The organism is Vibrio sp. 2-Bac 85 (assembly GCF_037546705.1).
In the GTDB taxonomy this organism is placed as follows: domain Bacteria; phylum Pseudomonadota; class Gammaproteobacteria; order Enterobacterales; family Psychromonadaceae; genus Psychromonas.
Genome location: NZ_JALAAB010000012.1, coordinates 127,146 through 138,006 on the forward strand (window position 1 = coordinate 127,146; position 10,861 = coordinate 138,006).

The following is a 10,861-nucleotide window of genomic DNA, read 5'->3' on the forward strand; positions in this document are numbered from 1 at the left end:
AACCCCATAGCCAGACTTTAATGTTGGCTATCAAAAATGTCTCCCAATTGGGGAGCTACTAGTTTGAATATACACTTGAGATCTATTTAGAATAGATGGTCAGGTGTATATTTGTATGTTGTATTTTTAACTAGGAGTTTTGGTCCATGCAGAACCAAAGAATCCGTATCCGCCTTAAAGCTTTTGATCATAAACTGATCGATCAATCAACGGCGGAGATCGTTGAAACTGCAAAGCGCACAGGTGCTCAGGTACGTGGTCCTATTCCACTACCTACTCGTAAAGAGCGTTTCACAGTACTGACATCACCGCATGTAAATAAAGATGCACGTGATCAGTATGAGATTCGTACTCACAAGCGCTTGATTGATATCGTAGAACCAACTGAAAAGACTGTTGACGCACTTATGAAGCTAGATTTAGCTGCTGGCGTTGATGTTCAAATCAGTTTGGGTTAGAGAGGAGTTATCGTAATGACAATCGGTCTAGTAGGTCGTAAAGTTGGTATGACTCGCATCTTCACTGAAGATGGTGTCTCTATTCCAGTTACAGTTCTAGAATGTTCACCAAACCGTGTTACTCAAGTTAAATCACTTGATACTGATGGCTACCAAGCTATTCAAGTAACAGCTGGCTCTAAAAAAGCAAGCCGTGTAAACAAACCTGAAGCTGGTCACTTTGCGAAAGCAGGTGTAGAAGCAGGTCGTGGTTTATGGGAATTCCGCCTTGGTCAAGACGAAGGTGCAGATATTCAAGTTGGTGCTGAGCTAAGCGTTGAGTTGTTCAACGAAATAAATAAAGTAGATGTTACTGGTCAATCTAAAGGTAAAGGTTTCCAAGGTGCTGTTAAGCGTTGGAATTTCTCTATGCAAGATGCGACTCACGGTAACTCTATTAGCCACCGTGCCCCAGGTTCAATTGGCCAATGTCAAACACCTGGACGCGTATTTAAAGGCAAGAAAATGGCTGGTCACATGGGTGCTGAGCGTGTTACGACTCAAAACCTTGAAGTTGTACGCGTAGACATTGAACGCAACTTACTGCTCGTTAAAGGTGCAGTAGCTGGTGCGAAAAATGGCAACGTATTCATCAAACCTGCTGTTAAAGCATAGCCGAGGAGTTAGTAATGGAATTGGTATTGAAAGATGCACAAAGTGCTCTTGAAGTTTCTGACACTACCTTTGGACGTGAATACAACGAAGCCCTTGTACATCAGGTAGTCGTTGCATATGCAGCTGGTGCTCGTCAAGGTACTCGCGCTCAGAAAACCCGTAGTGAAGTTCGCGGTGGTGGTAAGAAGCCATGGCGTCAAAAGGGTACTGGCCGCGCACGTGCAGGTACAATCCGCAGCCCAATTTGGGTTGGTGGTGGTGTAACTTTTGCAGCTCGTCCACAGGACCATAGCCAGAAAGTTAACAAAAAAATGTATCGTGGTGCAGTGAGAAGTATTCTTTCTGAGTTAGTTCGTCAGGATCGTCTAATCGTTGTCGAGAAATTTACTGTTGAGGCTCCTAAAACTAAAGAGCTTGCAGCTAAATTAAAAGACCTGGATCTTAAAGATGTATTAATCATCACTGAAGAATTAGATGAAAATCTATTCTTAGCAGCGCGCAACTTGTACAAAGTTGACGTTCGTGATGTGCAAGGCATTGACCCAGTTAGCCTAATCGCGTTTGATAAAGTTTTAGTAACTGCTGATGCAGTGAAAAAGATTGAGGAGAGCCTAGCATGATCAGTGAAGCACGTTTACTGCAAGTTATTCTAGCCCCGCATGTCTCTGAAAAGGGAACTTTATCTGCTGAAAACCATAACACTATGGTATTCAAAGTTGCAGGTACTGCGACTAAAGCAGAAGTCAAAGCGGCAGTTCAGAAGTTATTTGATGTTGAAGTTACTGGTGTTCGCACACTTAACGTGAAGGGTAAAACCAAGCGTTCAGGTCAACGTATGGGTCGCCGTAGCGACTGGAAAAAAGCATACGTTACTCTGGCTGAAGGTGCAGATATCAGTTTCGATGGCGCTGAGTAGAGGAATTATTTTATGGCTATTGTAAAATGTAAGCCTACGTCTCCAGGTCGTCGCCACTTAGTTAAAGTGGTAAATAACGATCTGCATAAAGGCAAGCCATACGCTCCACTTTTAGAGTCAAAATCTAAATCTGGTGGTCGTAATAATGGCGGTCGTATTACGGTTCGACATATCGGTGGTGGTCATAAACAACACTATCGTTTAGTTGATTTTAAACGTAATAAAGATGGTATCCCAGCAAAAGTAGAGCGTTTGGAATATGATCCAAACCGTAGTGCGAATATTGCACTAGTACTTTACGCTGATGGTGAACGTCGCTACATCCTAGCCCCTAAAGGCTTGGTTGCTGGTGATATGATCCAATCTGGTGAAGATGCATCAATCAAAGCAGGTAACTGTTTACCGATGCGTAACATCCCAGTAGGTACAACAGTACACGCTGTAGAAATGAAACCTGCTAAAGGTGCACAAATTGCACGTTCAGCTGGTTCATACAGCCAAATTATAGCTCGTGATGGTGCTTACGTTACTCTACGTTTACGTAGTGGTGAAATGCGTAAAATCCCTGCTGAGTGTCGTGCAACAATCGGTGAAGTTGGTAATGCAGAACATATGCTACGTCAACTAGGTAAAGCTGGTGCTACGCGTTGGCGTGGTGTTCGCCCTACCGTACGTGGTGTTGTAATGAACCCAGTAGATCACCCACATGGTGGTGGTGAAGGTAAGTCATCGGGTGGTCGTCATCCTGTGTCTCCTTGGGGTGTTCCAACTAAGGGTTACAAAACTCGTAAGAACAAGAAAACTGATCAGTATATTGTTCGTCGTCGCAATAAGAAATAAGTAGAGGTATCGCCATGCCACGTTCTCTCAAGAAGGGTCCTTTTATTGACCTACACTTGCTGAAGAAGGTAGAGAAAGCGGTTGACAGTAACGAGAAAAAGCCTATTAAGACTTGGTCTCGTCGCTCTATGATCATTCCTGATATGATTGGTCTAACTATCGCTGTCCATAACGGGCGTCAACACGTGCCAGTATTCGTAACTGATGAAATGATCGGTCACAAACTGGGTGAATTTGCACCAACTCGTACTTACCGTGGCCATGTCGCGGATAAGAAAGCGAAGAAATAGAGGTAATTATGGAAGCTTTAGCTAAACATTTATATGCTCGTTCTTCGGCTCAGAAAGCGCGTTTGGTGGCAGATCAAGTACGTGGTCTTCCAGTTGAAAAAGCACTAGAACTTTTATCATACAGCCCTAAGAAAGCCGCTGTTTTGATTAAAAAAGTTGTAGATTCTGCAATTGCAAACGCCGAGCATAATGAAGGCGCTGATGTTGATGAACTAGTTATCACAAAAATTTGTGTTGACGAAGGTCCAACAATGAAGCGTATCATGCCGCGTGCGAAAGGCCGTGCCGATCGCATCATGAAGCGTTCTTGCCATATCACAGTAGTGGTATCAGACAGGGGTTAAACAATGGGACAGAAAGTTCATCCTAACGGTATTCGCCTAGGTATCACTAAAGCATTTAGCTCTACTTGGTATGCAGGCAAAAAAGATTTTGCAGATAACTTATACAGTGATTTTCAAATCCGTAAATTCTTAACAGAGAAATTGAAAAATGCTTCTTTGTCTAAAATTACTATTGAACGTCCAGCGAAAAGCGTACGTGTGACTATTCACACAGCTCGTCCTGGTGTTGTAATTGGTAAAAAAGGCGAAGATGTTGAATTGCTACGCACAGCTATTGCTAAAATGGCGGGCGTTCCAGCTCAAATCAATATCTCAGAAGTTCGTAAACCTGAACTTGACGCAAAACTAGTAGCAGATTCAATCTCTTCTCAGTTAGAGCGTCGTGTTATGTTCCGTCGTGCTATGAAGCGTGCGGTACAAAATGCTATGCGCCTAGGCGCTAAAGGTATCAAAGTTCAAGTTAGTGGTCGTCTTGGTGGTGCAGAAATCGCTCGTGACGAATGGTATCGTGAAGGTCGTGTACCTCTACATACTCTTCGTGCCGATATTGATTACTCAACATCAGAAGCATTGACTGTTTACGGTATCATTGGTGTTAAGGTTTGGATCTTTAAAGGCGAAATTCTTGGTGGTTTACCACTTCAACAAGAAGAAGCGCCAGCTAAACCAAAACGCAAAGGTCGCGGTAAGTAGGAGAAATACGCTATGATGCAACCAAAACGTATGAAGTTCCGTAAAATGATGAAAGGCCGCAACCGTGGTCTTTCTAAAGGTGCGGAAGTCAGCTTTGGCGAATTTGGACTAAAAGCAACTGGTCGTGGTCGAATTACTGCTCGTCAAATCGAAGCAGCACGTCGTGCAATGACTCGTCATGTTAAACGTCAAGGTAAAATCTGGATCCGTGTGTTCCCTGATAAGCCGATTACCAGCAAACCGTTAGAAGTGCGCCAAGGTAAAGGTAAGGGTAACGTGGAATATTGGGTTGCTCAAACTCAACCAGGTAAAGTTCTTTATGAAATGGAAGGTGTTCCAGAAGCATTAGCTCGTGAAGCGTTTGCTCTTGCAGCAGCTAAATTGCCAGTGGCAACAACTTTCGTAACTCGTAAGGTGATGTAATGAAAGCTAACGAACTTAAAGAAAAAAGCGTTGAAGAGCTTAATGCTGAACTTCTAAACTTATTACGTGAGCAATTTAACTTACGTATGCAGTTAAACACAGGTCAGTTAGAAAAGCCGCACTCAATCAAACAAGTGCGTCGTGACATTGCCCGTGTTAAGACAGTATTAAATCAGAAGGCAGGTGCGTAATGAGCGAAAAAAACACTCGTACTCTTCAAGGTAAAGTAATCAGTGCGAAGATGGATAAATCTATCGTTGTAGCTGTTGAACGTAAAGTGAAGCATCCGTTATACGGTAAATTCATGAAGCGTACTACAAAGCTACATGCACATGATGAAACAAACCAATGTAATGAAGGTGATATTGTACTAGTAAGTGAATGTCGTCCTCTATCTAAGACTAAGTCTTGGACATTGGCACAAATCGTAACCAAAGCATAACCTACTGTTTTCAGTAAGTTAAATTTGATTACATAAGCGAAACGGTGCTCAATTTTTGAGTGCCGTTTTTTTAGACTATCTTTCTAATAAAGTTGGTGGTATGATGCCGCTCCCTGAAAATATGGGAACACGACTCATTAGAGAGTATCAATAGTAAATAGCGGAGCACTATAATGATCCAAATGCAAAGTGTGCTAGATGTCGCCGACAATAGTGGCGCTCGACGCGTAATGTGTATTAAGGTCCTTGGTGGCTCGCATCGCCGTTATGCAGCAATCGGTGACATCATCAAAGTTTCTGTGAAGGAAGCAATTCCTCGTGGAAAAATTAAAAAAGGTGATGTTCATTCAGCTGTGGTAGTGCGTACCAGAAAAGGTGTACGTCGTCCCGATGGTTCTGTTATTCGTTTTGATCGCAACGCTGCGGTTATCTTGAATGCAAACAACCAGCCAGTCGGTACACGTATCTTTGGCCCTGTAACCCGTGAGCTTCGAAATGAAAATTTCATGAAGATAGTTTCACTGGCGCCAGAAGTACTGTAAGGAACCGAAAATGGCAGCAAAAATAAAACGTGACGATGAAGTAATTGTTATTGCCGGTAAAGATAAAGGTAAAACTGGGAAAGTTTCTCAAGTTTTAGCTAACGGTAAAATAATTATTGAAGGTGTAAATGTTCAAAAGAAACACCAAAAGCCAAACCCACAAGCGGGTGTAGCTGGCGGTATCATTGAACAAAATGCACCGATCGAAGTATCAAATGTTGCGATCTACAACTCGGCAACGAGTAAAGCAGATCGTGTTGGTTTTAGACTAGAAGACGGACAAAAAGTACGTTTCTTCAAATCTAATAATGAACTTGTGAAGTAACTGGAGTTTACGATGGCGAAACTGCATGATTTCTATAAAGACAACGTGGTGTCTGATTTGCAAAAGCAATTCGACTATACGTCTGTCATGCAAGTCCCTCGAATAGAGAAAATCACCCTTAATATGGGTGTTGGTGAAGCACTGGCTGATAAAAAAGTCCTAGAGCACGCTGCGTCAGATATGGCAGCAATCTCAGGTCAAAAGCCAATGATCACTAAAGCACGCCGCTCTGTGGCAGGCTTCAAAATTCGTGAAGGCTACCCGATTGGTTGTAAAGTAACACTACGTGGTGCACGTATGTGGGATTTCTTTGAGCGTTTGGTAACAATCGCTATCCCACGTGTACGTGATTTCCGTGGCCTGAATGCTAAGTCATTCGATGGTCGTGGTAACTACTCTATGGGTGTTCGTGAGCAAATCATTTTCCCTGAAATCGATTACGATAAAGTTGATAAAGTACGTGGTTTAGATATCACAATTACTACTTCAGCTAAGTCTGACGAAGAAGCACGCGCACTTTTGTCTGCGTTCAACTTCCCATTCCGTAAGTAAGGAGTTAGAAAATGGCTAAACAATCAATGAAAGCGCGTGAAGTAAAACGTGAGAAGTTAGTTGCTAAGTTCGCTGAAAAGCGTGCAGCATTAAAAGCAACAATTAACAGTGTAAATACATCTGACGAAGATCGTTGGAATGCAGTGTTAGAACTTCAATCGCTACCTCGTGATTCAAGTTCAGTACGTCAACGTAATCGTTGTAACGTTACTGGTCGTCCACATGGTTATCTTCGTAAATTTGGCATGAGCCGTATTAAGGTTCGTGAGCATATGATGCGCGGAGAAATCCCTGGCCTGAAAAAAGCCAGCTGGTAATCAATTAATCACGGAGTAAATAGTTATGAGCATGCAAGATCCTATTTCGGATATGCTAACGCGTATTCGTAACGGTCAAGCAGCAAGCAAAGTATCTGTTAAGATGCCTTCTTCTAAGCAAAAAGTTGCAATTGCAGCTGTGCTTAAAGCAGAAGGTTATGTTTCAGATTTCGCTGTTGCTGGTGACACAAAGCCTGAATTAGAAGTTACTTTAAAGTACTTCGAAGGCAAAAAAGTAATCGATACTATCAAACGAGTAAGCCGCCCAGGTCTTCGTATCTATAAAGGTGCAAATGATCTTCCTAAGGTTATGGCTGGTTTAGGTATTGCGATCGTTTCAACTTCTCAAGGTGTTATGACTGACCGAGCTGCGCGTAATGCAAGCATCGGCGGTGAGATCATCTGTTACGTATCTTAAGGAGTAATCTATGTCTCGTATAGCTAAGGCACCGATTACTGTTTCTGCTGGCGTAGAAGTAAAAGTAAATGGTCAAGAGATCACTGTTAAAAGTGGTAAAAGCGAATTAGTTCGTACTCTTAATGATGCTGTTATTGTTAATTTTGAAGATGGCGTATTAACTTTCGCACCTGTTGAAGGTGTTAAAGACGCATGGGCACAAGCAGGTACTGCACGTGCTAACGTTAACAATATGGTTGTAGGTGTAACTGAAGGCTTCAAGAAGACTCTTCTTCTTCAAGGTGTTGGTTACCGTGCACAAGTTAAAGGTCAAGATGTAAACCTAACTTTAGGTTTCTCTCATCCTGTTGTATATGCATTACCTGAAGGTATTTCTGCTACGGCTCCAAGCCAAACAGAAATTATTATTGAAGGTTCTGACAAGCAACAAGTTGGCCAAGTAGCTGCAGAGATTCGTGCATTCCGTCCACCAGAACCTTATAAAGGTAAAGGTGTTCGTTACGCTGATGAAAACGTGCGTCGTAAAGAAGCGAAGAAAAAGTAAGGTAAGACACTATGGATAAGAAAGCATCTCGTCTTCGTCGTGCTACCCGCACACGTAAGAAATTGCAAGATCTTGGTGCAACTCGTCTTGTGATAAACCGTACACCTCGCCATACTTACGCGCAGGTAATTACAGCAGACGCACAAGTCGTAGCAAGCGCTTCTACATTAGAAAAAGAAGTAATTGCACTAGTTAAGAACGGTGGTAATAAAGAAGCAGCTCAACTAATTGGAAAATTAGTTGCAGAGCGTGCGGTAGAGAAAGGAATTTCTAAAATTTCTTTTGACCGTAGCGGTTTCCAATACCACGGTCGTGTTGCAGCACTAGCTGACGCAGCTCGTGAAGCTGGTCTACAGTTCTAAGGGTAAAGATTATGTCAAAAGTAGAATCTCAAACCGGTGATCTGAACGAAAAGCTAATCGCAGTAAACCGTGTTTCAAAAGTAGTTAAAGGTGGTCGCATCTTTAGCTTCACAGCACTAACAGTTGTTGGTGATGGTAATGGTCGTGTTGGTTTCGGCTATGGTAAGGCACGTGAAGTTCCAGCAGCTATTCAAAAAGCTATGGAAAAAGCACGTCGCAATATCAGCGAAATCCAATTAAAAGGTAACACTCTGCAGCATCCTGTTAAGGGCCGTCATTCTGGTTCTAAGGTATATATGCAACCAGCATCGGAAGGTACTGGTATCATCGCAGGTGGTGCAATGCGTGCCGTGTTAGAAGTTGTTGGTGTACAGAACGTACTATCAAAAGCTTACGGCTCAACTAACCCAATTAACGTTGTCCGCGCTACGATGGATGCACTAGAGAGCATGAACTCTCCTGAGCAAATCGCAGCTAAGCGTGGCTTAAACGTTAGTGATATTCTGGGGTAATTCAGCATGGCTACTAAAACGATTAAAGTAACTCAAACCAAAAGTGCAATTGGCCGTTTACCAAAGCACCGTGCAACATTAACAGGTCTAGGCCTGCGTCGCATCGGTCACACAGTAGAGTTGCAAGATACTCCTGCTGTACGTGGTATGGTTAATAAAGTTTACTATATGGTTAAGGTTGAGGGGTAATTATGAAACTAAATACTCTATCTCCAGCAGCTGGTTCTAAACCAGTACGTAAACGTGTCGGTCGTGGTATCGGTTCTGGACTAGGTAAGACAGGTGGCCGCGGTCACAAAGGTCAAAAATCTCGTTCAGGCGGTACTGTACGTCCTGGTTTTGAAGGCGGTCAAATGCCATTAAAACAACGTTTACCAAAATTTGGTTTCACATCTCGTAAATCTCTAGTTAGCGGTGAAGTTCGTTTGAACGAAATTGCTAAAGTAGAAGGCGATATTGTGACACTAGAAACGTTGAAACAGGCAGGTCTACTAACAAACACTACTAAGTTTGCTAAAGTAGTTCTATCTGGTGAAATCTCTCGCTCAGTAACAGTACAAGGCCTTCGTGTAACGAAAGGTGCTCGTGCTGCAATTGAAGCGGCAGGCGGAAAAATCGAGGAATAATAGGTAATGGCTAAGAAACCAGGATTAGATTCAAAAGCGGCACAAGGAAGCAATTTAAGTGAACTTAAAACTCGTTTACTATTTGTTTTAGGCGCTATATTAGTGTTCCGTGCGGGCTCTTTTGTTCCAATTCCTGGTATTGACGCCGCTGTCCTAGCTGATTTATTCCAACAGCAAAAGGGTACCATCATAGAAATGTTTAACATGTTCTCTGGTGGTGCGCTTGAGCGTGCTTCTATCTTTGCATTGGGTATTATGCCGTATATTTCTGCGTCTATTATTATCCAACTGCTTACGGTAGTTCATCCTCCTTTAGCTGAGCTAAAGAAAGAGGGTGAGTCTGGTCGTCGTAAGATTAACCAGTACACACGTTACGGTACTTTGGTATTAGGTACGTTCCAAGCAATTGGTATTGCAACCGGTTTGCCAACGATGATGCCCGGACTTGTTGAAAATGCAGGTCTGAGCTTTTACATCACGGCAGTTGTTAGTTTAGTGACTGGAACTATGTTCCTTATGTGGCTAGGTGAGCAAATAACTGAGCGCGGTATTGGTAATGGTATTTCTATCATTATCTTTGTAGGTATTATTGCTGGGTTGCCATCGGCAATCGGGCAAACTGCTGAGCAAGCACGACAAGGTGAAATTCACCTTCTAGTGTTACTAGCATTAATTGTTATCGTTTTTGCAACTACTGCGTTTGTAGTATTTGTTGAACGTGGTCAGCGACGTATCGTTGTTAACTACGCAAAACGCCAACAAGGCCGTAAGGTTTTTGCTGCTCAAAGCACTCACTTGCCATTAAAATTAAATATGGCTGGTGTAATTCCTGCAATTTTTGCCTCGAGTGTTATCTTATTTCCTGGTACTATTGCCCAGTGGTTTGGTCAGACTGAAGGTTTAAGCTGGTTATCGGATGTTTCTTTGGCGTTACAGCCAGGACAACCGTTGCATATGATGTTATATGCTGCTGCTATTATCTTCTTTTGCTTCTTTTATACTGCACTTACGTTTAACCCACGTGAGACTGCAGATAATTTGAAGAAAAGCGGTGCCTTTATCCCAGGAATCCGTCCAGGAGAACAAACATCACGTTACATTGATAAAGTGATGACGCGTCTAACATTAGCTGGTGCGTTATATATTACCTTTATCTGTTTGATTCCCGAGTTTATGATGGTTGCAATGAATACGCAGTTCTACTTCGGTGGTACTTCGTTATTAATTATTGTTGTTGTTATCATGGACTTTATGGCACAGGTGCAGACTCATTTGATGTCTAATCAATATGATTCTGTCTTGAAAAAAGCTAACTTGAAAGATTACGGTAAATAACCAAGTCTGAAAGTTATAATCACGGAGTGTTGCAATGAAAGTTCGTGCATCCGTTAAAAAAATCTGTCGTAACTGCAAAGTTATCAAACGCCACGGTGTGGTGCGAGTTATCTGCGTAGAGCCAAAGCATAAACAACGCCAAGGCTAATCCACAGAGATTTTGGATATATCAGCAGCTTAGGTGAATTTTTCATCTAAGCTGTGTTTTGTTTGCTAATTTATCATTTGTCGAGTATCCTACCGGGCTTTTCACAAATGAATCGTTAAC

Annotated in this window: 23 protein-coding genes; all 23 read left to right on the forward strand. The window is 42.4% G+C overall.

From position 1 onward, the window contains the following. The first annotated feature begins 146 nt into the window (after nucleotides 1–146). Nucleotides 147–458, forward strand: a complete 312-nt coding sequence (gene rpsJ, locus MT390_RS13365; protein WP_025563085.1) for a 30S ribosomal protein S10 — start codon at nucleotides 147–149, stop codon at nucleotides 456–458. A 15-nt stretch (nucleotides 459–473) separates the two neighbouring features. Continuing rightward, a complete protein-coding gene (rplC, locus tag MT390_RS13370; protein ID WP_166372635.1) occupies nucleotides 474–1,112 on the forward strand; it encodes a 50S ribosomal protein L3 in 639 nt (212 codons plus the stop codon). Nucleotides 1,113–1,126: 14 nt separating this feature from the next. After that, nucleotides 1,127–1,732, forward strand: coding sequence for a 50S ribosomal protein L4 (gene rplD, locus MT390_RS13375; protein WP_028869307.1), 606 nt, complete (start codon nucleotides 1,127–1,129; stop codon nucleotides 1,730–1,732). Continuing rightward, a complete protein-coding gene (gene rplW, locus MT390_RS13380) occupies nucleotides 1,729–2,028 on the forward strand; it encodes a 50S ribosomal protein L23 (RefSeq protein WP_028869306.1) in 300 nt (99 codons plus the stop codon). Before rplD ends, rplW begins: the two co-directional genes overlap by 4 nt. Before the next feature lie 12 nt (nucleotides 2,029–2,040). After that, the gene (rplB, locus tag MT390_RS13385) at nucleotides 2,041–2,868 is read left to right on the forward strand and encodes a 50S ribosomal protein L2 (RefSeq protein WP_025563081.1); all 828 of its coding nucleotides are present in this window, start codon (nucleotides 2,041–2,043) and stop codon (nucleotides 2,866–2,868) included. Nucleotides 2,869–2,882: 14 nt separating this feature from the next. After that, entirely contained in the window at nucleotides 2,883–3,158 is a 276-nt protein-coding gene (gene rpsS, locus MT390_RS13390) for a 30S ribosomal protein S19 (RefSeq protein ID WP_025563080.1), read from the forward strand. Between the two features lie 8 nt (nucleotides 3,159–3,166). Further along, entirely contained in the window at nucleotides 3,167–3,502 is a 336-nt protein-coding gene (gene rplV / locus MT390_RS13395) for a 50S ribosomal protein L22 (protein ID WP_025563079.1), read from the forward strand. A 3-nt stretch (nucleotides 3,503–3,505) separates the two neighbouring features. Further along, nucleotides 3,506–4,195, forward strand: coding sequence for a 30S ribosomal protein S3 (gene rpsC / locus MT390_RS13400; protein WP_025563078.1), 690 nt, complete (start codon nucleotides 3,506–3,508; stop codon nucleotides 4,193–4,195). A gap of 12 nt (nucleotides 4,196–4,207) precedes the next feature. After that, nucleotides 4,208–4,618 (forward strand): 50S ribosomal protein L16, encoded by a 411-nt coding sequence (rplP, locus tag MT390_RS13405; protein ID WP_025563077.1) that lies wholly within the window; start codon nucleotides 4,208–4,210, stop codon nucleotides 4,616–4,618. Beyond that, nucleotides 4,618–4,809, forward strand: coding sequence for a 50S ribosomal protein L29 (rpmC, locus tag MT390_RS13410; RefSeq protein WP_028869303.1), 192 nt, complete (start codon nucleotides 4,618–4,620; stop codon nucleotides 4,807–4,809). Before rplP ends, rpmC begins: the two co-directional genes overlap by 1 nt. Further along, on the forward strand, nucleotides 4,809–5,060 hold the full coding sequence (gene rpsQ, locus MT390_RS13415) for a 30S ribosomal protein S17 (protein ID WP_028869302.1): 252 nt from the start codon (nucleotides 4,809–4,811) through the stop codon (nucleotides 5,058–5,060). The genes rpmC and rpsQ overlap by 1 nt, the downstream gene beginning before the upstream one ends. 173 nt (nucleotides 5,061–5,233) lie before the next feature. Then, nucleotides 5,234–5,602, forward strand: coding sequence for a 50S ribosomal protein L14 (gene rplN, locus MT390_RS13420; RefSeq protein WP_025563074.1), 369 nt, complete (start codon nucleotides 5,234–5,236; stop codon nucleotides 5,600–5,602). Between the two features lie 10 nt (nucleotides 5,603–5,612). Further along, entirely contained in the window at nucleotides 5,613–5,927 is a 315-nt protein-coding gene (rplX, locus tag MT390_RS13425) for a 50S ribosomal protein L24 (RefSeq protein ID WP_166372636.1), read from the forward strand. 12 nt (nucleotides 5,928–5,939) lie between these two features. Continuing rightward, entirely contained in the window at nucleotides 5,940–6,479 is a 540-nt protein-coding gene (gene rplE / locus MT390_RS13430; protein WP_025563072.1) for a 50S ribosomal protein L5, read from the forward strand. Nucleotides 6,480–6,490: 11 nt separating this feature from the next. Continuing rightward, the gene (gene rpsN, locus MT390_RS13435; RefSeq protein WP_166372637.1) at nucleotides 6,491–6,796 is read left to right on the forward strand and encodes a 30S ribosomal protein S14; all 306 of its coding nucleotides are present in this window, start codon (nucleotides 6,491–6,493) and stop codon (nucleotides 6,794–6,796) included. A gap of 25 nt (nucleotides 6,797–6,821) precedes the next feature. Continuing rightward, nucleotides 6,822–7,214: a 30S ribosomal protein S8 gene (rpsH, locus tag MT390_RS13440; RefSeq protein WP_025563070.1), complete on the forward strand. Its 393-nt coding sequence runs from the start codon at nucleotides 6,822–6,824 to the stop codon at nucleotides 7,212–7,214. Nucleotides 7,215–7,224: 10 nt separating this feature from the next. Further along, a complete protein-coding gene (gene rplF, locus MT390_RS13445) occupies nucleotides 7,225–7,758 on the forward strand; it encodes a 50S ribosomal protein L6 (protein WP_166372638.1) in 534 nt (177 codons plus the stop codon). An 11-nt stretch (nucleotides 7,759–7,769) separates the two neighbouring features. Further along, nucleotides 7,770–8,120, forward strand: coding sequence for a 50S ribosomal protein L18 (rplR, locus tag MT390_RS13450; RefSeq protein WP_025563068.1), 351 nt, complete (start codon nucleotides 7,770–7,772; stop codon nucleotides 8,118–8,120). An 11-nt stretch (nucleotides 8,121–8,131) separates the two neighbouring features. Continuing rightward, complete coding sequence (gene rpsE / locus MT390_RS13455; RefSeq protein ID WP_025563067.1) at nucleotides 8,132–8,632, forward strand: 30S ribosomal protein S5; 501 nt, start codon at nucleotides 8,132–8,134, stop codon at nucleotides 8,630–8,632. A gap of 6 nt (nucleotides 8,633–8,638) precedes the next feature. Continuing rightward, entirely contained in the window at nucleotides 8,639–8,821 is a 183-nt protein-coding gene (gene rpmD / locus MT390_RS13460) for a 50S ribosomal protein L30 (RefSeq protein WP_025563066.1), read from the forward strand. Between the two features lie 2 nt (nucleotides 8,822–8,823). Continuing rightward, a complete protein-coding gene (gene rplO, locus MT390_RS13465; RefSeq protein WP_166372639.1) occupies nucleotides 8,824–9,258 on the forward strand; it encodes a 50S ribosomal protein L15 in 435 nt (144 codons plus the stop codon). Nucleotides 9,259–9,264: 6 nt separating this feature from the next. Continuing rightward, entirely contained in the window at nucleotides 9,265–10,593 is a 1,329-nt protein-coding gene (gene secY, locus MT390_RS13470; protein WP_028869296.1) for a preprotein translocase subunit SecY, read from the forward strand. 34 nt (nucleotides 10,594–10,627) lie between these two features. Continuing rightward, complete coding sequence (gene rpmJ, locus MT390_RS13475; RefSeq protein ID WP_011770886.1) at nucleotides 10,628–10,741, forward strand: 50S ribosomal protein L36; 114 nt, start codon at nucleotides 10,628–10,630, stop codon at nucleotides 10,739–10,741. The last annotated feature ends 120 nt before the right edge of the window (nucleotides 10,742–10,861 follow it).